Source organism: Marininema halotolerans (assembly GCF_900116235.1).
Classification (GTDB): domain Bacteria; phylum Bacillota; class Bacilli; order Thermoactinomycetales; family DSM-45169; genus Marininema; species Marininema halotolerans.
Genome location: NZ_FPAA01000004.1, coordinates 83,463 through 108,454, shown reverse-complemented (window position 1 = coordinate 108,454; position 24,992 = coordinate 83,463). Strand labels below are relative to the sequence as shown.

Genomic DNA, 24,992 nt, shown 5'->3' with positions numbered 1-24,992 from the left:
TTCCTATTCAATAAATTTTTCGTAAAATGACATGAAGTGGGATTTTATCCCACTTCTTAAGGTCGCACACCGTTTTTTTTGCTCCTCTTTACGGCAAGATCCGCCAGGAATCATGGAGTCGAATGGTCCGCGTAATAAAGCGATCGATATCCTTTTGATAATCGAGACGTTCCCGTAAGGAGACGACTTGTTCATCGCGAAATCGCTGGAGGGAAGACGCATCTTCCCATAAACTTGTGATAATAAAACGATTATTTCGTCCCCTCTCCTGACTAAATACCCCCCCTAACATCCCCGCAGATTGATGTAACGCGGGGTTCCACACCGCTTGTTGTTCCTTCATCACATCAAATTCACTACCTATTTTTGTAATAAAATCCCCCACGCGCAAACGTTTCGCCTGGGTCAGACCCCTTGAAAAATTAGTTCCATGGGCTCCAAGGATTTCATCCACTTTTATCGTATAGGATAATTGAACCGTTTCATAAGCCTCCCCTTGATCGTAAAAAATCCGATCATGGTAATTCCACATAAAGTTTTGGCAAGCTTCAAAATCTCTCCAAAAACCTAACGTACATGCCTCCCACGGCCGGTTCACATTCCATCCGCCAATTCTCCCTTGAAACCCATCGATAAATTTAAGAGCTTTCCAGCTTTCTTGCGATCGTGAAAAGGCTGTTTTCTGTTCTCTTCTCACATCCCATACGGACCAAATAATTAGCATCGCTACCCCGCCTTATTCACTATGACACACCCCACAGTTGAAACCTGTTTGATGTGGGGGTGTGCTTATCAATATCATTCACCATCGATTTACCCTAAGATTTCCATCTCAAAACGGGGGATCAGGGGGATCATCCGATTTCTTTCACTTTCTTATTTCCCGTTTAATCCTTACCCTGTTCTCTTTTAAATTTACATTTTATTCAAAAAAAGTCGCGATTCTTTTGGTAGAATATTGAATAGTAGTAATCTTGATGGGTAAGGGAGGCCATAAGAATGGTAGATCGTATGAAAGATCCGGATTCAAAGCCTGCTCACCTAGAGCGACGTGTTTTTCTAAAGTCGCTCCTCGCAGGTTCTGCCCTGCTTCTCTTAGAAAATACCGGTATCGACCGTATCGCCCAAGCCTTTGCACAAGAGAGCCCTTGGACAAGCATCCCCCCCTTTCAGCCTCAACATCCACCTGGGCTTGGTTTTCCTCAATCCGTAGCGGCGGGGGATCCAACAGCCTCAGGGGCTATCCTCTGGACCCGAATCGATCCCTCGATCCAGACGGGATTAGCAGCCACCCAAGTGGATTCCTCACTCATTCAATGGTTAGATGGCGAAACACCCCCTCCTGACTCAATCGTTTCAGCGATCAACAACGGAACGTTTGTCCTACTTGAAATTGCTAACTCTCCTGATTTTAAAAAACCGATCCTTCGTGGATATACACCCATCTGGAAAGACTATGATCAGGTTGTCAAAGTCGATGTGGATGGAAAGTTACCCCCACGCTCGCTCTATTACTACCGATTTATCACCCAGACCGGTCACGTCAGTCCTACAGGCCGTTTTAAAACGTTGGTTCCAGCTGGACAAGACCTATCTTCAACACGGTTTGCCTATATTTCGTGCCAAGATTTTTCTAGCGGGTATTTTCCTGTGCTCAACTATCTTGCTGAAGAGGAACTCGATTTTGTCGTTCATCTCGGTGACTACATCTATGAATCGGTAGGCAAATCCATCTATCAAGACCCTTTACCTGACCGCAAAATCACGGTTCCGAGTGGAGAATCAAAAGCGTTTACCATCGAAGACTACCGCACCCTCTATCGAACCTATCGTACGGATCCGGACCTGCGACGTCTCCATGAAAATCATGCGATGGTATCCATTTGGGACGACCATGAATTTGCCAATGATAGTTACTACCCTGCCGTGGCACCTGATGACAACACCGCGTCAAATCCTGTTCGACGACAGGTTGCCAATCGCGTCTGGTATGAATATACACCGGCAAGAGTCACCTTTGACCCCAAAAAGGAATTTGCTGAATCCCTGTGTATTTATCGCACCCTGCGTATTGGAAATCTATGTGAACTCATCTTAACCGATCAGCGTCTCTATCGAAGCTCCCACGCTTGTGGTAGCGGAACATTGGATCGATATTTTACGAAAGGGTGCACTGCTGTGAATGACCCTAAACAATCCATGTTAGGGATTCATTCTGGGCAAAAAGAATGGTTCCTCAATCGCCTTACCACTTCGAAGGCACAATGGAAAATATGGGCAAATGAAGTGCAGTTTACCCCTTTAAAACTATTGGGTCGGTGGATGAATCTCGATGCCTGGGATGGATTTGCAGGGGAGCGATTGGATATCATCCGTACCTTGAAAAAAAACCATGTGAAGAACTTGATTACCATCACTGGGGATCTTCATACATTTGAAGCCAGTTTAATCAAAGAGGATTTCAAAAAAGATGCGGATCGAAAGGCAGTTGGCGTTGAATTTATGGTGGGTTCCGTCACCTCTTCTAATGTTTTAGATCTTGTGACCCAGATATTTACCAAGAGCCAATCTCTCTCTAACCCACTCCCCCTCGAGGTAATTGAAAAAATCACACAAGTAGATAAAGAAATGGCTCAACAAGTCAAAGCGATCAAGGAGGAAAAACATAAAGGGATCACAGAGCTCTCGTCTTCTCACCCTCTCCTTAAAAAGCTGTTTGAGAATTTAATCAGTCTGATCCGCTTGGAAAATCCTTGGATTAAACTCTTCAACAGTAGTACCCACGGTTATTGCATTTTGGAACTCTCTCCTGCCAAGGCAACATGGACAGCCTATAGCGTATCGGATATTCGCAAGAAGAGCGGCACAAAAAAGACCCTCCTTTTTCAGTGTGAAGTTCCTAAAGATAAAGCTAAAATCCGCATCCTCCATAAATAAAACCACTCCCCGGTACATGTGTATGTACCGGGGAGTGGTTTCTCACAACAAGTCATGCCACATTCATGCCTGTGCAGCCGCCACTTCTTGTGTAGGCATGGGTTCATCATAGGTTGCTTGGATAACCTCACGATATCGTTCCTCAATAACTTTCATCTTTACTTTTAAGGTAGGAGTCAACTCTCCACCATCGACCGTCCACTCACCATCAACGATGATCGTCTTTTTCGGACGTTCGTATCCAGCAAACTTGGCTGTTTTCAATTCCACTTCTCGCAAAAGATGCTGCCTGACTACAGGATGATCGATTAGCTCTGTAGATGAACTGACTTGGATCCCTTTTCGTCTGGCCCAGGGACGCACGTTCTCCATATCCGGAACGATGATCGCAATCGTATACTTTCGTCCATTGCCTACAAGTGCCGATTGCGAAATAAATGGACTATTGTTCATCTCACTTTCTAGTGGCTGAGGGGCCACGTTTTTACCCGTTGACAGCACCAGGATACTTTTTTTCCGATCAATGAGGGTGAGAAATCCGCGCTCATCCAATTTCCCCAGATCCCCCGTGTGAAACCAGCCATCCTTTAAGGCTTCCGCTGTCGCTTCTTCATCTTTATAATAACCAACCATTACACTGGGTCCCTTCACCAATACCTCACCATCGTCCGCAATTCGCACTTCCAAATTCGGAAGGGCTCTTCCTACCGTGCCAATCTTTGCTTTCATCGATGGATTCGCTGTAATAATCGGAGACGTTTCAGTCAGCCCATATCCCTCAATAATCGGAATATTCATTGCCCAAAAAAAGCGGTTCACATCCGCATTAAGGGGGGCTCCACCTGAAACCATTCCACGCATCCTGCCACCCAGGCGTTCCTTTACTTTGCTGTACACCAACCGATCAGCAACTCGCAATTGTTGTCGTAATGCTGGGCTAAGAGGATCTTTAAAAATCCAATCCTCTTCATAAGCATGTTGATAACGGCGGTACCGCTCCATTCCTAATGCCATCGCCCAGTTAAAAATCTTACGACGCACAGGGGAAGCCTGTTTCATTTGCTCGAGTACAGCACTCGATACCTTTTCAAACAGACGAGGGACACTTGTCATCATGGTGGGACGGACTTCCAACAGGTTAGTGGAGATTTTGTCAATGCCCTCAGCAAAGGCGATGGTTGCGCCCACATATAAGGGAGCATACTGCCCTACCATCCGTTCAAACACATGGGAAAGCGGGAGATAGGAGAGACTTACATCCTCACGGCGCAGATCAACTACCCAAAAAAGCACACCCTCCATATTAGAGAGAAAATTCCCATGGGTCAGCATCACTCCCTTGGGTTTTCCCGTCGTTCCCGAAGTATGAATAATCGTGACTAGCTGATCACGATGAACCTTCATCCATCCTTCTTCCCAAGCAATTAATGGGAGCGATGCGCCTTCTTGCAATAGTTCGCGGAAGGAAAGAATTCCTTCTCCACGTGAGTACCCCGCCTCGGGTTTCATCACGATCATCTGAGAGATGGGGTATTCCCCTTCTTTTACTTTCTGCAATTGGTCTTCATTTTCCACAATTGCCACAATACAATCGGCATTCTGTAAAATGAAGCCAACCTGATCCGATGGGAGGGTCGGATAAATGGGAACGCTTACAGCACCTAAACTAGCGATTGCCAAATCCGATACCGTCCACATGGGGTTGTTTTCGGATAAAATCGCGACCTTGCTTCCTTCTTTGACACCAAGTCGAGCTAACCCCGCGGCGGCTTCTCGTACCTGCTCCCATAATTCTCGATAGGAGATACTTTTGTAAGCGCCTTCATTTTTCCACATCAAGGCTGCTTTCTCAGGACAAGCATCCACTGTCTTCTTCAGCATCTCTACAAGATTTCTCGACTTCAACAGAAGGCCTCCATTCCTGGGAATTGTCATAATGGTTCCCATAATCAATTTATGAAGAAGAGCAATTATTCTCTCCATCGTCCATGGCTTTACTGCATCTTATTTCAGTGAAGCTACTTTGTTCCTTCTTGTCCACTTCATTATAAGGTATCGGGTGTAATAAAAAAACAAACACCTACTTTTCCACAATGGATATGGGAATATATCCGCATCTTAATGAATTATCCTCTTTCTGTCAATTTGACACTCCCCATGCCTGAAGGCAGGGGATTCTTGGAAGCTCCCGTCTATTGACAGGATCATACCCAAGCTAACCCCGTGAGCCCCACGGTTGAAACTAAATATGCTCTACTAAGCTCCCTACTTTAGCTTGGTTTTCGCAACTTCGGTGAGCTGGGTGGTTGAAGATTTTACGCTACAGACCGATTTCCTGTAGCAACCCTATATCTCCAGTTTTCAAAGAGCTATCATAATTCTATCAAAACCATGTCAGACTTGCGAGAGAGAAAAACACCCTCCCTCATCTGACGCTCGCTTTCATCCCTATATCTGAAGCTAGGGGTTTTCTCGCTCGCAAAGATATAAAACGCTTACATTTGAAACAAAAAATAAGGACGATATCACGAATTTCCTCCATTTATCATAGATTGTTATTCAACTATATGAATTCCGGGCTTTTGATTTACCCGCGTTTAGGAAAAAGATATCCCTTGTGTACCAATATCTTGCGTCATACGTGTTAATTATCTAAAAGTTAGATTGCAAAGGACGTGTGGGAGCATAAGAGACTTGCAATTAACGAGTATGTTAAAAAGCACTATCCACTACGGATGAACGAAGGACGAGCAGAGGCAAACTTCCTTCGGGAAGCGAATTCATTGAAACACTTCTCTTGTCCTTAAGTGCCCGATCTCATCTGCTTCTGCTCTCGGTCAATGACAAAACACTATTTACCCTTACACACCTCCTTTATACTCCCTGCACTAGCCATATCCTTTTAATTTCTAAAAAGCGATTTTCATTTAAATCATAGGCTACTGAGAACATCCATGATGGCTGTAATTACCTGTCCAGTACCTGATGCAGCAGTAAAAACCCCTTGCCACTTTTGAAGTCGCTCTAACACAATATTCGCCAATGACTTTTGGGCATCAGCATCTCTCTGCTTTTGAATCATATCCAACAGCTGATAAGTATGCTCTTTTTCTGCCTCGGGTATTTCTATTTTTCCTGCCAATTGCCCCTTTAAATCCCCAATCAACTGAACCAATAAAGTCACTTGATTGTTGGTTACATAAACAGTAGACCCATGATTAGCATAATTGATTTGACCGCCAGATGCGTTGTTGAAGGTAACATTCTCCACAAATTTCTCTTCCTTCATCACAGTCACTCCTTCTCGTTGGTAATATTCACAATACTTGATTGATTATCGGCATAGTTAACCGTGCCATGATTAAAAATTGTAGTTTTAGACATTTTTTTCTTTGTCGTATTCATTCTTCTTCGCATCCGATTTTCCATTTCACTCAGTTCCAACAAGAAATCCTCCTTAGACAGCGGAAATGGATGCAAGCGATTTCGCAACAAACCGGAGGGATTCTTCTTGTTTTGCCGACCAAACACATCCATGCTACCAAAACTAAAAATGACTCTTTCGCTCTTGAAACAGCAACATTTAACAAATAACGGGTGTCATCATAAAACAGCTGTTGCTTCTTCACTTCGGGTCCTGCATACGTCGCAGAAAAAAGAATAATATCTTTCTCTGCTCCCTGTAGAGAGTGCACGGTATCTACTGTAAGTCCTTCAATCTGAAATTCCCGTTTTAAATAACTATCTATGAGATCCGCTTGCCTGCGGAAAGGAGTTACTACAGCAAGCACATCCTTTAATTGTCTCTCTTGTGTTAGTTCTTCACTTCTATTTGCAATCCAAGTAGCAACGTAAGCGGCTTCCCGATGGTTCTCCCAACTTCCTCCCACCTTTTCTGCTGTACCTTCGATGTCTACATAGCCCATCGTTGGAAACCCAGGATATACCTCCTCCCCTTGAATCGGATTGTTCTTCATGGGAATGAGTCTTCCATGATAACAGAGGTCATTACAATACTGAATGATATCCTCCGAACAACGGTAGTGTTCCGTTAATAACATTCCACCTAAATCTTTATGCTTACTAAAAGGACTTGCCTGCTGTGCAATTTTCATCGCACTTCCAGAGGAAGACGCTAACCCAGTGAGAACAAAAGAATTCAGCTCGTCTTGCGAACTTATTAAACCCATTCTTTGCATATTTGCTTCATCCACTTCCAAACTTACACGAGGAATTGGTTGTAACTGTTCTGTATCTCCAACGATCAACGCTTTTTTCGCTAGAGAAAATACCGGAGCCGTTTGTTCTGGAAGAACTTGACCTGACTCATCAAAGATTAACAAGTCAATAAAATTATAGAGATAATCGTTTGGTTTACGTAGTCTTTTAAAAAATTTTGGCGCAGATAACACCGTCGACACCATACAGGGAGTCAATTTTGCATATCTATACCATGTCTTTTCCTCTGACTCGAATGCATTCGTTTGTTGGTCATGACGTTCCTCCAGCCACCTTGCTTCCCAATAATGTGAAGCAAGCCAAAAAGCATGGTACCGCAAATGTGTATCTAGCTTAGAAAGAAGTCGTATTTCAAAATCCATCTCTGTATATAACTTCGTATGGTTATCTTTTTCCTGCTCCACCTCTTGCTCCTTCCATTCCTCCCAACGTTTATCCGATAACTCCAGTTGATTCTTAAATTTAATCATTTTGTTGTATTGATCTTTATTTTTTGTATATTCTTGTTCTGATGTATTCTTCAATGCTAACAGTTGTTTCCTGATATCTCGATCCTTAAAGGTATTCAATACTAAATCGGATTCTTGCTTTTGGAAAAATAATTCATTTGCCCACTTCTGTACAGGAGTGAACCATCGAATCAGAAAAAAACGACCTCTCTCCCTTAACCATTCTTTAAACAATGCATCAATGGATTCAAATGCGTCCCTTGATTCATTTTTCTTCTTCGTTATTTCTTCTATTTTAATTTCTAGTCCTTGGGTAGAATTGTAATCTTTTTTCAATTGAGAATGAAAACGTTTTCGACTATGGAAAAAGGCAGACTGATCTTCGATTTGATTTCCTATCTGTTGCAATTTAATATGTAGTCTCTTTTTCGCTTGATCTAATGTCAACCTTGATTCGCCAAAATAAGTGCAACAATGGGTGAGAAAAGTTTCAATTTGCTCTTCGATACTTCTCTTTTCTAACTCACTATGAAACCCATCTAGTTCGTCTCCCCTTCTTGACTTTGCCCTTTGGCGAATCGCCCACGCATACCGCTTTTCACTCGATAGAATATTCTTTAATTTATTTTTCGCTACACAAGTCATCCCGAAGCTTTCTACGCCATCAATCCACCGACTAAAAAGCATAGATTCCCCGTCATCTTCTGAGATCCCTTTCACCGCCTCAGCAAAACTATCTAATATGTTCCAAATCGCTGTGTTATTACTAGAGGAAGCCAATATAATGGGTGGCTCACTCTGTGCAAGGGCTTTTTGTATCCACAAAGACGATACTACGCTTTGAATCAACGTCGTCTTCCCTGTCCCTGGAGGGCCATTTATGCCTAAAAGTTGACCGTTTTCCAAGGCAAAGAAATGGTGAAGAGCTTCTCTCTGGGAGATAGTTAACGGATACCGATCCGTCATTTGTCCGAGATGGTGCGTACTATAGTTACCGTGCTCTTCTAAGTAATGTGACGCTTTTCCAACCCAAGCTCCTTCCGTATAGTTTTTCAATAATTCTGGAATGGGATTTTGTTTTGTTAGATCCTCATAGCACTTGGCAATCTCTTGATAAGGAATACTAGATACTTCGCCAAACCAAACAACTGCATGGGAGAGTGGTTGAAACCCTTGGAGCTGATACTGAGCTCCATTTTTTCCAGTCACTTTTTTCATCAATTCCTGGGCATCCTGCCATACCATCTCCCATGTTCCCTCATCAGAATGTGGCTTTCTCTCTCGGTACTTTTCCGCTGTATTTAATTGCCCGACAATTGGAGACTTAGCATGAGTGGGTTCAAGGTACTTTCGTGGAATGAATGGTGGTTCATTTTTTTGCGGATGCAAAGAGCCATCCACTTCTAATCTCCCAGGGATAACCAAAGGAAATAATCGATTCTTTTCACTCTGATTTCTCCCCGGTTTACATTGTGGATTGGGACAAATAAGAACATTTAAACTCTCGGAAGACCAGCCACCCCCTACTTTTTTTTCGATTATTTCCAAAGAAGAAACTGCTATTTGTCCTGCTTCAATTTCTTCCTTGGGCAATTCTACAAAATTTACAATCTCTTTTTCGTTGAAGTTGAGTCGATCTCCATCGCTTACACTCTGCATCCAATAGTTAAGTATCTTTCTGGAGTAATTCAACAAACTCCCCCTCGAAATTAAATTAAATTCTAATTCATTATACCAACTCAAATTTTATATTTACATATACGATAACAATCATCTCACACTAATTTCAATAATTTATAGATGCTCAGGCTTCCTTTTGCGTAAGCCTGTTTGCAGTCATTCCTATGAAGTTGCTTTTTAATCAAATGGATACACTCGTAACTCAAAGTTCTCTTCCTTGTATAGAGCTGTCCTCATCCCTGTCACATCTTCTAATCGTAAGACACAAGTTTCACCCAATTCGTATTCCCCCTCGATTAATGTGAAACCAACTTCGATATGACGATCAGCCGGTTCTTCTTCACTATCAAACACGAGGATAATCTCATTGGATATTCGCTCGTCTTTGTGATAAAAGACGGCTCGAATATGACGAGGGGGCTGATCAGGGGAGACTTTTTGTTCCTGAAAAAAGAGTACATTAAACTGGAATTGAGTAATCACTCGAGAACTAAGTGCTAATCGACTCTTTTCTCCATTTTTATTGCGGTGATGCCCATGAACTTCTCGATAGTGAATGAGTTTTTTGTTGTTCTATTTGTGTTCATTTGTCGATATTATTCATTCTCCTCTCCAATTATTTACACATTGTATATAATGGCACATATGATATTGAGATTCCCCTCCTATAATTATACATAAGACCTGTCACTCCCTGCTATTACTAAAAAAGAATCGATTTATCTTAATTACGCCGAGAATACTCCCATCTTCTATAAGTGGGGAATGAATTAGCGCATCAGACGAGGGAGGGGGTTTTTCTCTCTCGCAACTCTTTCGAGTCATTTTGTCACGAGCTTCAACCTTAGGATTCCTCCACCAGTTGTCCGTCAGTTACAAGGCCACTTGGTTGTTACATTGACTGGATTTTCACCAGCTAGTTCTCTGTAGCTTCGCTGGGCACACGCCTAATCAACACGCCTGAATTAAAGAAACTATCCCTAAAACCTGGGATAGTTTCTCTCAGTATAAGTTAAATCTTGCTTGTTTTTTATTAATTATATTTATTTAATACTTCCTTATATTTTTTAAATTTATCTTCAGGTAAATCACCATTAATCTGAATTAAAATATTTCCTTTGCTTGCTGTCCATGAAAAAAGCATGGCACTTTCTCTTCCTGCTTTATCATAGAATGCCTTCGTTTGTTTCAAGTCGTTAGTATTATCAAATTGAAAGATTCGTCCTCCTGCATCTTTACCTAACGAAGGGATGAAGAAGCGTTTGGCTTCTTTAGCTTTCATCGGAGCCATCCCATAATCTTTCTTTGTCATTTCTCTTGCGTTATCAGCTTCGAGTCCTGCATCCTTAAATTGTTTAATCACCCCTTCTGTCGTCATAGTTTCAGCCTGACTATCGCTACATCCTAAAAGAAACAAAAACAGTGCGACCATAGACAATAAACCGATCCGTTTCACTAACGTCATTCCTCTCTTAAAATAGTCTTATCATATTTATTATTCGTATTAAATTGGGTTTTTGTGTCCATTTTTAATTAAAGTGTCTGTTACGCATTCATAAATAATAACGCACCCAAACAACTGAAGCCACTGACAATATTAAAGGCCCTTTTTCCAATACCTTTTTCAATACTTCATCATCCTCAACACCTCCATATTAATTGCGCTCCCAACAATCTGGATACTTCCTCTCAGTAATTCATCAAAGGTATCACATATCTTTTCAGCTGCTTCAAGATCATCTGTAAGCATGTAATCTGTATTCCAAAAAATTATTTGCGGGCGATTCGCGAAATCACGATAATCGAAGCAAAAATGATTTTTCCCTCCATCCCATGCAAATGGGTAGATAGATTTCATCACTTCATCTTCGTCAACAGCGTCTTTGTAAGATCATATCATTTCCTCCAAGCTGCAAACTTTGTAAAATCTATGATTATTCCCCTCTTCTATTTCAATCTCGACATTGTCCTCCAATAAAGCATTATGGTATTCAGCAATCCCACTGTAAAACTCCCCTGGTAAGTTCTTATTTAGCACGACAAGTTTACTCTTCATTCCATCAAGAGCTCTACCAGACTCATCCCAAAAACTATTCCATGTAACAGGGGAAGCAGGTACAGGATTATCCCCCACAAAGCTTGAAGATTTACCTATCATGCTCGCAGCCGATAATCTATGGATTATCAAGAAAAAACAGGCTTCCTTTTACATAAGCCTGTTTGCAGTCATTTTATGAAGTTGTTTTTTAATCAAATGGATACACTCGTAACTCAAAGTTCTCTTCCTTGTATAACGCTGTCCTCGTCCCTGTCACGTCTTCTAATCGTAGGACACAAGTTTCACCCAATTCGTATTCCCCCTCGATTAACGTGAAACCTACCTCGATATGACGATCAGCCGGCTCTTCTTCACTATCAAACACGAGGATGATCTCATTGGATATTCGCTCGTCTTTGTGATAAAAGGCAGCTCGAATATGACGGGGACGCTGATCATGAGAGACTTTTTGTTCCTGAAAAAAGAGCACATTAAACTGGAATTGAGTAATCACTCGAGAGCTAAGTGCTACGCGTAAATCGACTCGCTTCTCCATTTTTTTGCGGTGATGCCCATGAACTTCTCGATAGTGAATAAGTGGTACGATTGCCTCTTGTGGCATCATTCCTCCATGGACAAATTTCACCCCTCCCCTTGCCTTCAAGCGGTTTACCCCTTTGGCCACTACCGCATCCAAATCCATACCTAAATATGAAAGTGAAAGATGACGGGTGCCTTCTGGTACGGATAACTCCTTCCCTAATACATAACGGCGGTGTTCTTCCGTTACCTTTCCTTCTACACGATCAGTTAATTGTCCATCTTGCACAGCAGAGTATTGGTACAAAAATCCATGATCCGCCGTAATAAAAATTCGTTTGGCCCCAAAAGTCCCTGTCAGCTTCGCCACTGCCCGTTCCAACTCTACGATTGCTCGTGATACATCCTCCAAAACATAGGACTCGGTAGCTTGTTGCTCTCCTATCGCATCAATCCGATTATGATAAAAATAGAGAAGGCGTTTGCCACGGATCGACTTTAACCCCTCTTCTTTTCGTAGTTGGATAAAATCATCCAGACGAAATGCCGCAGATTCGGGAATCGTCTGTTGCAAAATCTGCTCACGTGAACGGAGAGTGGTGGCAGGTATTTCCTCCACATACACAGCCCCCCGCTCATCCAGGTTCGTAATCTTGCCAGGTAATAGGGCAGCCATGCCGAGCTTTGTGCAAGTAGGTGCCACTGCTTGCATCGGCTTTATCTCCACTTCTGCATTTAATCTCCTTGCTAAATGGCTGGCCAATTCCATCCCCGCTTCATAACGAAGAGCGTCAGAGATAATAACAAATACACGATCTGATTTATTTTCTATAATGGGGACCAGTTCCTCCACATAAAACTGATCTTGCTGCAAAATATGAGGGATCGGCCACATCGCCGCCCCTTCTTCTAGATACTCCTCCGTATAAGAAGCCAATTCCGCAAGAAACTGCTTCTCATACCAAAAAACTAGCCCTTCAAACACTTGCCTTCCTACCTCAGGCATTCCCATATGTCGATAAATCTCAATGAACTTACGATAGTCTTGATCAATTTGAAAATCATGCTTAGCATAAGCCTCCACCCAGGCAGCTCCCCCCCGGCGATAGTGGGCTTTCGTTCCCTCATAGCGTTCACGAGTCAACGAGTATGCGTAATCGAAACAATGATAAAGGCCCTCTATCTGTTTCCCTTGCGCCCAAAAACCCTTCAACCGCTGGGAAATCATTTCTTTTAAATCCAGACCGTTAACTGAATAATTAAGTAGGATCTCTGCCATCCACTCAAAAACGATCTCATCCACAATCGGAAAAGTGACACAAGAAAGTGCCTGCTCTCGCGGCAGCTTGTGTAGAATCTCAGCAATTTTCCAATCGTTTTCCAATCGTTCAATATAGGGTCGCCATACTTCTCGTCCCGCTTGATCCTGCAATTCATCCTCTACAAATACATAACAAGCATTCGTCGATTTTGTTGGAAAACTGGGGAGATAATGTTTCATTTCTGGCGTCGTTACTGTCACATGAGCATATACTAATGTATCAAATATATCCTTTATCGAAGGTTCATTCGTTCTAGATAATCCAAAAGCATCATAAAGCCAAATAAAAAAGTCTTCGATCGGTGCAAACTTTTTAATTTGTTCAAGAAGTGGATTATGCCCCCCTTCCAATCCTCCTGTCAGTACAACACGCAGAACATCTGAAACCTGCGACGATTGGGCACGCACAAGGACCGCAAATACAGTCCCTTTCCATTCATGAAGCCCTCCATGACTTGGGCACAATTGTTTAAAACGATCTTTTCGTTGCTTACTGCGGAAAAATGCAGCATATTGCTGTAAAAAAGGTGCTGATTCGGCAAATGCCAAACTCAATTCTTCGGCAATCAGCTCCTGTTCATTATTCTTAAATTCTGCTCCATACAGGAGAATATCCAACAATGAATTTTTCTCAGGTTGTGGTTTAGTAAACGGAGCATACAAGAGGAAAGAGGTTTCTGGTCGCTCCACTTCCACTTGATATTTCGTAGCAAAAGCATTATTCTTTGTTACTTCCCACACCATTAACTCGTCATTTTTCAGTTCTTCGGTTAACTCAGAGAGATCGCCGACAGCACCCTCTGGATCGTACCAAAACACGATTGCCCGTTTGTGCGGTGAACGCTCCCTCTCTTTCTTAATAAGCGTACGCAACTTACTATAAAGAGACATCATCTCCCCCATTTCCCTCCTACCATAAGCTTGATCTCCATAAAGAAGGATGAGCAGGGATGTCTGCTCATCCACTTCTTGCTATCGAATCGGAGCCAATACGGCACCCAGTCGTTCGTAATTATGACTCACCCCATCATCCAAATCCAAGTGAACCTGATGACTGACCACTTCCGCTAGGGTTTGATCATATTGTACCAACTCATCCTGCTGGCTAAACAACAACGTTTCCCGTTTGGTTAATTCCCGCTTTTCCCGTGGCGTTAGACTCTCATCCGCCAATTGATCTTCAATATATTTCCGCTCATTAGCCAGTTTCATCTGCATCTCCTGCACATATGAAAAACGAAGAGTCCCTAAGGTATTCGGCGTGTAGCGATGGAGGTAGATGAGCGCCCGAATCCCTTTTTTCCGCCCAGAATTGGCAAGCCAGTAAATCGGACGTTTTTTGTATATCTGGCAATGATCCTTAAAAAACTCCTCAAAGAAATAGCGTCGGAGTCGATCCCCTGGGCTTTCATTTTTACGAACTCCCCCAAGGGAATCTGCCAACCACTTTAAATGATTAGCCACCTCTTGTTCACCATATAAGACTTGCAAGATGTGACTCAAGCGCGTGATGATGTCATCTTCAAAGTAGGCCACCTCTGTCAAAGGAATAATGCCATCGTTATCAGGGTGAAAAGTTTGATAGTGATCACTTTGCCACTCTCCCCCAGCATAAGCTAACCCCCCTTGATCAAGGGAGTATCTTCCCATCATCAACCCCACACAATAGGAAAGGAAAGACTTTACATCCCTGAGCCGATCAGCCCTCCGTACGGTCACTTCCTCATCTCTTACCTCAGGCGTAAGCTCCTCTTCTAGCCCATACAACTGAATGAAAATGCGATTCAGCGCCTCCTCGTTTGCTTTCAGTTGCTGAAATTGCGCCTCAGCATGGGTCGACCAGTTCGCATAGGAATCGGCTAAATTTTGCGCACCGTCTCGATAGGTAAGAAAGGGATGCTGTTCAAAGTTCCAGGAGGTTTCGAAGGAGTCCCAGTCGTTTTTGGAGAGGGCGATGTTTTGATCTGCAAAAGATTCAATTTCCGCTCGTTTTTTTCTCATATCGGCAATCGGTAATATGGCAATATTACCGACTTGAAAATTTAGAGTTGGGTTAATATGAGCCAAAAAATGAAAAGATAGCTTGCTTGCTAAAAAAGATAAAATGACTTTGATCTCATCTTTTTTTTCAAATAATGATGAGCCACCCACATCAAATACACTACCTATTGGAGCAAATCTAACACCAAAATTAGCAGAACTTACAAAAGACCACGTAATCCCTTCTTTAAAATAATAGCTTGGATTTCGAACGACAGCCCGACCAGACTCTCGGATTTCCTTGCCATCATCTTTCCAATTTATAACATAATCTTGATTTCCAAACCATTTCCTAAAAGAACCTCCTTTATTATAAGGAAACCACTTTTTCCGACTCTTTAATGCCTCTTCACTCGTGGCATTATTAAACCCAATAGGTTTGAAATAAATTTCATACCACATTCTTAAAAAGCGGTTGTTATCCCCAGATGTTAACCCCACTTTGGGTTCAGCAAATTCACCCAACGACTTTTGTTCTCGAAAAATTTTCCGCACTTGCTCTGATGCCCAATAGGCAATCGGGGAACCGGGGATATCTTTAAAATCCTTACTATCATACTGATAACGATAAGAGACCGATTCGAGAACGGCTTCCCTTACTTTCTCCGCCTGATCTCCCTTAAACTCTGATAAGCGAATATATTCACCGACAGGTTTTTCATCCTGGTTTTGCACGACAAAAGTACAAATTGGCACCGTCGCATCTTTAAAGGACGAGTACTCCAATTGGATCAAACTTGAAATACTTTGGTTGGTAATAATGGCTTCGCGCAAGGCTTGATGAGTAGAAATAAACATCCATGTAAAGGGTGTCATCAGAGCGGCATAGCCATTTTTTACCGTCCATTGCGTACAACGGAAGATAAATGCAGAATATAAGTCCGCTTTATACATTTTATAGTGTTTCACCATGAAGCTTTTCAGCTCAGGGTTGTACTTATTATGATAGGGTGGGTTCGTAACGACCACCTCATATTGATCGCTTAGCAGTTTACCCAATTTTAAAATCGGGAGTAAATCAGTTTTTAATTCAGCAATATACGCTTGTCTATCAATAAGAAAATTTTCTTCCCCTGCTAGAGTTTCCACTCTCTCACAATAGACCTCGTAGGGAATTTGTTGATCGGGCTCTAGCAAAGAGCCGAATTGTTTGCCATTTGAGAACTGTTTCAATACAGCGCCCAATTCATCCTTTTCTTGTTCATTCTTAACAATCAAATTTAGTGCTTCCGCTGAAACTCTATCGCTATCGACAATTTCACGAACATGAGTAGTTAGCATTTGGTTTCGTCGTAAAAAACGGGGATAAAATTGCTGGGCCGTCATATATAATGCTAAATTAGCCAATTGATACGCACGCTTATCAATGTCACACCCATATAAATTATGCTGCAAAATCAGATGAGGAATCTCCCTTTTCGAGTACCCTGCCTCATCGTACATCTCACACAACAATTTAAACGCGTATACCAGGATATGCCCGGAACCACAAGCAGGATCGAAGACTTTAATATCCTCTAGGCAGTTGATATTTGGGATGGGGTCCTTCTCTTCAGAGGGAAGATAATACTCCCACCCCTTCGTTAGCATATTAGCAGGATACAAGCGATCATAGATCTTCCCTAGGGAATTTTGCACCATGTATTCAACGATCCATTGGGGTGTATACAGTTGAGTCACGATTGGCAAATCCTCTTTCTTGACAGCTCCGCTGCGTAACCCTCCGATTTCTTCTTTTTTCGTTGTATTGTAATACTGATACAACCACCCAATCACTTCTACCTCGGCAAAATTACTTTCATCCAACTGGATCAAATCTTTAATGACCGAGTCTGTATGCAAGAGTTGATCTGGGAGAAGGAGCGCGGCGTAATCGGCGATCGGTTCAAAGAGAAAAGGCAAACTATCGCTCAGCTGATTACACTGGGCAATTAGGAGCGCACGATATGCCCCTTCACGGTCACTCCGCTCCAACAGACGGTGAATCCTTTCATTCGCAATCGGTAATTTCGCATGATGATAATCTGTGAGCAGATCTGGATCGACTTTGCCTGGTGTCGTGGTGGATAGTACCCGGATTCGTGAGGGAAGGTAGTGATGGATCTCCATATAACGGATAGCGATCAAGCGATTAAACCAGGTATAAGCCACTTCATCCATCAGTTGCTCCAGCCCCTGCTCCTGATAAGCCGCAAAGAGACGATTGAAGGCGAGACGTTCATTATTACTATAGCGAAGGTGGTTCAATTCAAAGTAATCCTGACCTTCTCGGATATCCGGAAGCCCATTTTCTGTGATCCCGTAGCTTTTGGCCTTCACTTTGATTTGCTTCATAAGGTCTTCACGTGCTTTTATAGCAAAGGCCATTAGTCTCTTTTTATCCATGCTGCACCTCTATCGTCGAAGATGTATTTTTCCGCGTTGGAGAGTAGATTGCAAGCGCGTACGTAGGTCTTTGAGAAACGCTTCCAACTCCTCTGTATGTTGAATCGCTACCCCTGTAGCCGGAATCAGATCTGACCATGTAATGGAGATACTCTCTTCCTCCCCACTTACTGTCGCCAATTGACTTTGTAGTTGATGATACTCCTGCCTTGTTTTTTCCTGGAACGTAGCAACAGTGGAACGTTGGGAAGCTGCCTCAATTGCTGTACGATATTTTTCTACCTTTTCTTTGGCTTCGGCAATTAGCGTTAGTGCATCCGGTTGATTGGCGTATTTCAGCGATAACGCTTCCGCTTCATGCTCGATTTGACCGACCTCTTCTAACACGACATTCCCTTCGTCACTGACCAACGCCTGGATACGTTGTTTCAAGCGAGCACAGAGCGTAGACAGTGAAGGAATTGATTTGTAGGGAGAGGTTTGTAGGAGGATCTGTTCCATCTGCTGTTTGGTTTGCATCACATCCGTGTCATGCTCAAAGGCGATGATTTCGTCCTCCTGATTTTGTAAAAGTTGAACCGCTTCATCAAATAGCTGAATTCCCTTTCCCTGATAAAAAGGATCACATCGATCCAATAATTCCAGCCCATCCAGCAGATCATCGAAGGCTTGAATGGATTGCTCTACCAAACTTTTACTATCCTTACATTCAAGCAAGGCCTGTATCTCACTTTGCAGAGCCGATAACTTTTCTCCTTCCGGATAAGGGAAGCGAGGATTGCCCTGTCTCGCACGTATTTGAATCGCGTTGATTCTGCCTTCCCATTCGCGCAAGTACCTTTCTAATAGTCGAGCACCATCCTGATAGGATTCAATTCCCTCGTAGTTATTAAAAACCTCTTGTAAAAGATCCATGAGATCACCATGATCCTGCGGAGACATTCGTACTTTGACACGGATTTCTACTTGTTCCCGCTCTCGTTTATTGAGCAAAGAGCTAGCAATCTGTTCAGGCACAGTCAGATCCGTACCCAATCGAATTAGTTCGATTTTCTTTGTTTGATATAGTGCAGCCGTGATCCCTGCGACATCCTGCTCTGTCCAACCATAGGGTTTATGGGTATACGTATCAATCAGTTGTTTATACATGATGACCTTATTTTGTAATTGTTCTAAATAACGGAGTAGATCATCATAGGCCAACTGATTATTTTGTCCCTGATTAATCGTGCCAGAGGGAAGCCCTTTTTTTCCCCATTCGGTGACGACCTCGACTGCGTTCTTTAACGGCACAGGCTCGGTAATGTAACTTTTTTTATTGAAAGTGTTATCCACTAGCTTTTTCATAGCTTCCTGGATTTGATTTTCGACGGTCCCCCGATAGATATACTCCTTGCCCATCACATAAAAAATTGCGCCTTTGCAGGCATCACGTAAAAGCACCTTTGCCTGTTTTTCAAACTCAGCCAATTGTTTTCCTAGATCATCGATGATGCGCTTATACTCTTCGGGTAGTTGAGTGGAGCGTTTCACATTGAGATAATTTTGCAGTTGAACGACTCGTTTAAAACCCTCCTCAAGGTCTCGAGCCACTACTGCATCGCCAATTCGCATGACGAGGTACCCGCCATAGGATTTCAGCATGGCTTCTTCCTCTGACAAATCCCGGGTAGAAACATGGAGTGTTAAATCCCGCGAACTATTTCCTTTACTGTAATCATTAAACTCCCGATTAAATTCAAATACAGCATCCAGATAAGAAAAGCGTGGATGGGGATAGAGTGAGTTGAAAAATTCCTTCCCCATCTTTTCATCGATATCATTGTCACTTACCGGCGTACGATCCACCTCGTGTTGGATCTCTTGTTCATCATCACTTAAAAAGCTAAAAGTTTGGTTGGCATGCTCTTGGATCAAGACCTCTTTGCGGAGGTTGTTAAGAGATGCGCGGACTTTCTTCTTGAGATCGGCTTTAATCGTATCCACGCTATCAATCAGAAGCGTCGTTATATTTTCATAGGTGGCATCCACCTCAGAAATCCCTTTGATCATGTACAATACCTTTAATACCTGAATGTCAAAATCCGCTATATTTTCGCGGTCCGAAGCCCGATTAATCGTATAGGTGATCCTAGAATCTAAAAATCGGCGAATCGGTTCATAAAATTGCGAGAAGCTTGCCAAACGACTGGTTCCCTCATCCTTTAATTCTAGAGCCACCTCTTGAATGGCACTTAACAGAGACCGTTCTCCGTGAGCTAGATGTTTTCCCGCCTCACCTTGGTTCCGTACTCGCTCAAATATTTTCTGTAATAAGGGAATTTGGTAGGGAATGAAGGGGTAAAAACTTGCAAACTCTTCTGCCGAGCGATATCCCGAATTCAGATGAAATCGGTTATGGTCAAAAGCCAGTAGATTTTTAAGGGATTGTTCCTCCATCTCATACCGACTATATAGCTCATCCTTGGCAGGCTCTGTTTTTTGTAAAAGACGACGGCGAATCACTTCATCCGTGTTGGAACTAGTCAGTGCCATCCGTGTAGGGAAGCGGCCCTGAATTTTGGAAAAATCATCGTTCCCTTGATTCGCAATTTTGGTTACCGCATCGATCTTCTCCTGGGAAGTTACCACTACCCATACCTTTCCTGCACATGCCTCGCCAAGATCCTCTACGAGGGTTTGGAGATTTAGCATCAGACGTCGGTCATCCCCAATATGTTGACCCATCTCATCGACAAAAAAGGCAAGGCGATAGTTAGGCCCCTGCTTATCACAATGCTCTTTCATTAAGGTTGCAAATTCTCCAGAGCTGATCGAAAAGGTTCGGTTCGCTGTGCTCAATAAATCTTCGGCTGTCTCTTCTTCCACTCCGATGCTGGCGAGGGCCTCCTTAAACGCTTTTCGTTTAAATTTAATATTATTGCGATTCGCTTCCCAGGTCGTTCCATGCAGTTCAAAATAGGCTGTTTTAAAAGCCGCAAAATCACTTCCACGATCAATTTGCCGCTCAATATCTGCGATCCATAACGTGGAGGCATAGCCCAGATATTCATTAAACGTCTTTAAAAATGCCTCCACGATCATTTCTTTTTGATGCAAATCACTGTTATTCGCCGAGGATGTCGCACTTTTGGACTCAATATTAAACAAGATGGTATGGCTATCATACTCAGCCACTTGTTTCATCTGCGCGAGAAGTGTCTGGTTCTCGGTTTTCTCAAGAAAATAATCGACTGTCTTTTTGCCTGCATAAACCTTGCTATCCAGTAAATATGAAAGGATTTTGAGAAAGTGGGATTTACCTGAGCCAAAAAAACCGGAAATCCACGCGCCGATCTGTTTATGCGGTTGCTCTAGACTTTTCATATAGTTCCTATAAAAATAAGTCATCTGCTCTTCGATTTCCTCTGTAATCACATACTCTGTTAATTCAATGTCGCGTGTCTGCTCATCCATCGACCCTGCTTGAATGACTCCATTAATGTTCCGTTCAATATCTTTTTCAAAAAGTTCTTTGATGGTAAAAATATCGTGTAACAATCGCTTTTTCTCCCCTCTACTCGCTTATTTTTCATGAAAGGAAAACGCACGGTAATATCGCTGACTAGGGAACCGATTAAACATCATAAGTCCTTCTTGTGTATACTGACCCGGATAAAAGATCACAAGGGGGATTTGTAGATTGTGATCCCCGAAATTATGTAATAAATTATTCACGCGAATTAAGGGGTAGACGGACCCCACTCTCGTAATGAGGATCACTTCATATCCGTCACTCTGGTCTGAAATAATCTTTGCGAGGGTACCCGGCTCTAACGAAGGTAGCATCGCATCATATAATTCATTCGTCCCTTCTTCTTCTTCCATCATGAATAGTTCTTCGATTCCTACTTCACGAAATTGTTCTACCATCAGCTTAAACAAATCGATATGCAAGACGTTAATCGCGAATCGCTTCATCAACCGATCAATGGTAGCACGAAGCGTCAATTCTTCTTTAGGATCATATGGAAAGATAAAAAAGGGAACTTCGTTGGCAAGCCCCCGTTTTTGCAAAAAATCTTCCCTTTGCACTTCCTGATAAAATGATTCAAGCCGTTGAGGTAAGGATATTTTCACACTACAACACTCCAGTTAAAGACAATTCCGCAAGCATCCGGCATTCCGGTTCTTTTCGAATATCGATGATCAACCCTTCACTGAGGGGAAATGGACAGATGTTCCACTCCCCATTGTCCCCGAGTTCTAACCATTCACTATCAACCATGGCTTTTAAGATAACCTGACGCATTTTCTGTTTCGTCTGATGAGTATATCGCCGTACGACTACACTTTGCTCTTCCTTCCTTGCAAAAAAATCAGCGACATCGCCTATTTCAACCGTTCCTTTTCCACGTTGGTAATTGAATATGATCACTTCATAGGCAAATTCCCGAACCAGACGGTAACAGCGAAGAAACGCATAGAGAAGGATCGCATTGCGATCCGCATTCGTACCTGTTAATAACCTGTATTGCAAGTTCGAATTCAGCGTTCCCGCTCGATTGCGTGTTCTTGCGAAAAGTGAGACCAGTCCTCGGTGGCTTCGTTGTTGAAATAAATTGTTGGTGAGCACTTCATGACGTATCTCCTCGCTACTCAACCCATTTTGCAACATTTGAATATATAGTTTCAGTTCATAACGCAACAAATGATCTGACCCAGAAATAAAACCCGCTGAATAATCCTGCTTCACACTCACACCGTTCACATCCCGCTTTTTTACTAAGCGTTATTGTCCCACAGTTGAGGCGATTATTGAAGAGTGTTCAGCACCGTTTGCGTCCCTTGTTCACTTGCCCATTTCTTCCATATTTCTCGCCATGCATAAAAATCCTGCACGCGATTCCGATCGCCATCAAAGTACTCGGTCATCAGCTGTTCTTCTTCCTCTTCGAATAGTAGGATCGCATCTGGGTCCTTGACCTCTCTCTGTGATTCCACCTGAGGGAGGACACTGGGATCACGATAGTCTGTGATGAGCCAGTCAGCAAAGGTAGGACGAGGGGGAGGTGGCTCCGCAGGATCTCGATAAGTGAGAAGGGGTGATAACTCACCACGGTAATATAATACGAGTTCATGATGCGCCCTCGTGATGGACATATATAACATTTTAGCATGGTGCGTTTGATCCTCAAAGACTTTGTCACTGACATCCTCCATGATCACAGCATCAAACTCTAATCCTTTTACCAGATAGGAGGGGATAATAATCACCCGCTGCTGTAGCTCATGGCTTGGGTCCATCACTAACTCCAGTTCCTTACGTCCCTTCTGTTTGAGCTGGTGATATAGATCGGTCGCTGATTCAGCATCTTTGGACAGAATTGCAATTGTCTGATGCCCGGATGCCAAAATACGATCCAATGATTCATTGATACGGTCACAAAGTTCACCAAAGTGTGTCACTTTTTCAAACGTAGGGTGACTGCCTTGTCTATTCACCGGGATGACCAGCGGATAGGGATAGCTATTGTTAATCAAGACACGATTGGCAATATCCATAATTTCTTTCGTGGATCGATAACTGGTTTGCAAGTTAATCCGCTGTACTGGATGCTTCTCTTCTGCATAATTTTGAAATTCATCCCAATTATCCAAACCATAATGGGAAAAAATACCTTGAGCAACATCCCCTAGGATCGTTGTCGACTTGGCATAGTCCTGCATAATGGCTAACTGAAATGGACTGTAATCCTGAGCTTCATCAATTACGATATGATCATATTGTAATGACTTTCCGTTAATTTTCGCATCCAGATAAATCAATGGTGCGATATCTTCATAAGAAAATTGTTCCTTCGCTATTTTTTTTCCATTTTCCAACAACAAACCAAGCAGTTTTTCATCCATATCAGGTGCCCAAAGATTAAAAATACGCTTTTGGAACACGCTTTTATACATCCGAAGTGCTGAAACACTTTTCATTTTTCTGCCATATTCGTCATTTGTCTTTTTCACTTGTTCTCTAAAAAGTTCTAAGCGTATTTTTTTCGCTTGTTCTAAATAGGTATAAATTTGTTTACGGTCTTCTCCTTCTGGTAGTGGCCGAATCCATTTTTCATACACTTCTTCAAATTCTTCCTCTACTTTCCTCTCATGCGCATTTTCTTCTTGTTTACTCCAATGTTGAATATACTGTTTCACTTCTTTAAATCGATCATTAAATGGCATGTGACTCCTTGATTCATAAAATTCTACGATACTTTCTTTCGTCAACATGTGTTGATCTGAAAAATGGATATCGCCATATGGCAATAACTTACGACCGATTTCCTCGACAAACTTATCCAACAATTTTTTAAATTGAAGCGAACCTTTATATTTAGAAATTAAAATGCGCTCTTCTTTTTTTTGATCTGCATAAATCTCAACGTAATTTTGGTGCAGATCCGGAATCGACCTTACATCGGTAAAGTACGTAGAAGCCCAATCGTAAAAAGTGCGTTGTTCAATACCGTTAATATCCAACTCAGGAACGAGGTTGCGAAAATAGGAGAGGAACATTTCATTTGGCGCGAGAATCAACACGTTACCGCGATCTAACTCATTTTGATATTGATATAAAAGATAGGAAATTCGATGGAGTGCAATACTCGACTTTCCACTCCCAGCTGCTCCTTGAACGACGATCGTATTATTCAACGGTAACCGAATGATTTCATCCTGCTCTTCTTGAATACTTGAAATAATATCTCTTAGTTGCAATTCATTTTCTGTCTCATGAAGAATCTCTTCCAGATATGCATCCATCATTTTTACTTTTTCGCCGGTCTCGGTTTCAACGACTTCGGTTTTCCCGACATCGGTATATTTAATAATTCGATCATCTTGAATAACAAGAGCGCGTTTACGTGTAATTTCGATGGATTGTTTACCATCCGTCCCTATCAAAAAGTCCTTTTTCACTCCTTGATAGGAATTGTATAGTTTTCCGATATCCGTCCGCCAATCCACTATAATTAAATGATCATTTTCCGCTACACCACATTTACCGATATACACCGTTTCCTGTCCCCACTCATCTTGAAAATCCAGGCGGCCGAAATACGGATTCGGTCGAATTTTCTGTAATGAGTCGAGTGTTTTATAATCTTGTTTGAGTAACTGCTCCTCACTTGGGCTTGTCGCCATTCTTTTACATGATTCACTTTTCATGTCTATTTGTTTTTCAATTATTGTTATCGTTTTATCTAAATGTTGTTGTTCTACCTGTTGTTCATTTTCCAATATGATTCATTCTCCTCTCCAATTATTTACATATCGCATATAATGGCATATGATATTTAGGATCCCCTTCATAATTATACATAAGACCTGTCAC

General features: G+C 42.3%; 15 protein-coding genes and 1 pseudogene. 1 reads left to right on the top strand and 15 read right to left on the bottom strand.

Features of this window, described 5'->3' with window-relative positions; translation table 11 throughout:
- Positions 1-88: 88 nt before the first annotated feature.
- Positions 89-724, bottom strand: a complete 636-nt coding sequence (locus tag CHX35_RS06360) for a DUF4937 domain-containing protein (RefSeq protein WP_091835662.1) — start codon at positions 722-724, stop codon at positions 89-91.
- Between the two features lie 275 nt (positions 725-999).
- Between CHX35_RS06360 and CHX35_RS06355 the strand changes: the two genes are divergently transcribed.
- Complete coding sequence (locus CHX35_RS06355; protein WP_091835659.1) at positions 1,000-2,937, top strand: alkaline phosphatase D family protein; 1,938 nt, start codon at positions 1,000-1,002, stop codon at positions 2,935-2,937.
- A 63-nt stretch (positions 2,938-3,000) separates the two neighbouring features.
- Here CHX35_RS06355 and CHX35_RS06350 read toward each other — a convergent pair whose 3' ends face one another.
- From CHX35_RS06350 to CHX35_RS06290, 14 genes and pseudogenes are all read right to left on the bottom strand, one after another.
- On the bottom strand, positions 3,001-4,842 hold the full coding sequence (locus CHX35_RS06350) for an AMP-dependent synthetase/ligase (RefSeq protein ID WP_245838676.1): 1,842 nt from the start codon (positions 4,840-4,842) through the stop codon (positions 3,001-3,003).
- 1,027 nt (positions 4,843-5,869) lie between these two features.
- Positions 5,870-6,226 (bottom strand): hypothetical protein, encoded by a 357-nt coding sequence (locus CHX35_RS06345; RefSeq protein WP_091835656.1) that lies wholly within the window; start codon positions 6,224-6,226, stop codon positions 5,870-5,872.
- Between the two features lie 5 nt (positions 6,227-6,231).
- The gene (locus CHX35_RS17455) at positions 6,232-6,381 is read right to left on the bottom strand and encodes a hypothetical protein (protein WP_176391929.1); all 150 of its coding nucleotides are present in this window, start codon (positions 6,379-6,381) and stop codon (positions 6,232-6,234) included.
- Positions 6,372-9,317: a DEAD/DEAH box helicase gene (locus tag CHX35_RS06340; RefSeq protein WP_091835652.1), complete on the bottom strand. Its 2,946-nt coding sequence runs from the start codon at positions 9,315-9,317 to the stop codon at positions 6,372-6,374. The genes CHX35_RS17455 and CHX35_RS06340 overlap by 10 nt, the downstream gene beginning before the upstream one ends.
- 165 nt (positions 9,318-9,482) lie before the next feature.
- Positions 9,483-9,788, bottom strand: a complete 306-nt coding sequence (locus CHX35_RS06335) for a hypothetical protein (protein WP_091835649.1) — start codon at positions 9,786-9,788, stop codon at positions 9,483-9,485.
- A gap of 550 nt (positions 9,789-10,338) precedes the next feature.
- Entirely contained in the window at positions 10,339-10,761 is a 423-nt protein-coding gene (locus tag CHX35_RS06330) for a hypothetical protein (RefSeq protein WP_091835646.1), read from the bottom strand.
- Positions 10,762-10,929: 168 nt separating this feature from the next.
- A pseudogene (locus CHX35_RS18155) lies at positions 10,930-11,169 on the bottom strand (SMI1/KNR4 family protein); the annotation flags it as partial.
- A gap of 27 nt (positions 11,170-11,196) precedes the next feature.
- Positions 11,197-11,493 carry a hypothetical protein gene (locus CHX35_RS06320; protein ID WP_091835640.1) on the bottom strand — a complete coding sequence of 99 codons (297 nt, stop codon included), beginning with the start codon at positions 11,491-11,493 and terminating at the stop codon, positions 11,197-11,199.
- 58 nt (positions 11,494-11,551) lie between these two features.
- On the bottom strand, positions 11,552-14,098 hold the full coding sequence (pglZ, locus tag CHX35_RS06315) for a BREX-1 system phosphatase PglZ type A (protein ID WP_176391928.1): 2,547 nt from the start codon (positions 14,096-14,098) through the stop codon (positions 11,552-11,554).
- 78 nt (positions 14,099-14,176) lie between these two features.
- Complete coding sequence (gene pglX, locus CHX35_RS06310) at positions 14,177-17,629, bottom strand: BREX-1 system adenine-specific DNA-methyltransferase PglX (RefSeq protein WP_091835635.1); 3,453 nt, start codon at positions 17,627-17,629, stop codon at positions 14,177-14,179.
- A gap of 9 nt (positions 17,630-17,638) precedes the next feature.
- Positions 17,639-21,169, bottom strand: a complete 3,531-nt coding sequence (gene brxC / locus CHX35_RS06305) for a BREX system P-loop protein BrxC (protein WP_091835632.1) — start codon at positions 21,167-21,169, stop codon at positions 17,639-17,641.
- A 24-nt stretch (positions 21,170-21,193) separates the two neighbouring features.
- Positions 21,194-21,748 carry a BREX protein BrxB domain-containing protein gene (locus tag CHX35_RS06300; protein ID WP_091835629.1) on the bottom strand — a complete coding sequence of 185 codons (555 nt, stop codon included), beginning with the start codon at positions 21,746-21,748 and terminating at the stop codon, positions 21,194-21,196.
- A 1-nt stretch (position 21,749) separates the two neighbouring features.
- Entirely contained in the window at positions 21,750-22,370 is a 621-nt protein-coding gene (locus CHX35_RS06295) for a DUF1819 family protein (protein WP_176391927.1), read from the bottom strand.
- Positions 22,371-22,423: 53 nt separating this feature from the next.
- On the bottom strand, positions 22,424-24,898 hold the full coding sequence (locus CHX35_RS06290; RefSeq protein WP_091835623.1) for a HelD family protein: 2,475 nt from the start codon (positions 24,896-24,898) through the stop codon (positions 22,424-22,426).
- Positions 24,899-24,992: the final 94 nt, after the last annotated feature.

Coding starts and splice junctions, on each gene's coding strand:
- CHX35_RS06360 (WP_091835662.1), bottom strand. CDS start 724: ATGCTAATTATTTGGTCCGTATGGGATGTGAGAAGAGAACAGAAAACA.
- CHX35_RS06355 (WP_091835659.1), top strand. CDS start 1,000: ATGGTAGATCGTATGAAAGATCCGGATTCAAAGCCTGCTCACCTAGAG.
- CHX35_RS06345 (WP_091835656.1), bottom strand. CDS start 6,226: ATGAAGGAAGAGAAATTTGTGGAGAATGTTACCTTCAACAACGCATCT.
- pglZ (WP_176391928.1), bottom strand. CDS start 14,098: ATGATGTCTCTTTATAGTAAGTTGCGTACGCTTATTAAGAAAGAGAGG.
- pglX (WP_091835635.1), bottom strand. CDS start 17,629: ATGGATAAAAAGAGACTAATGGCCTTTGCTATAAAAGCACGTGAAGAC.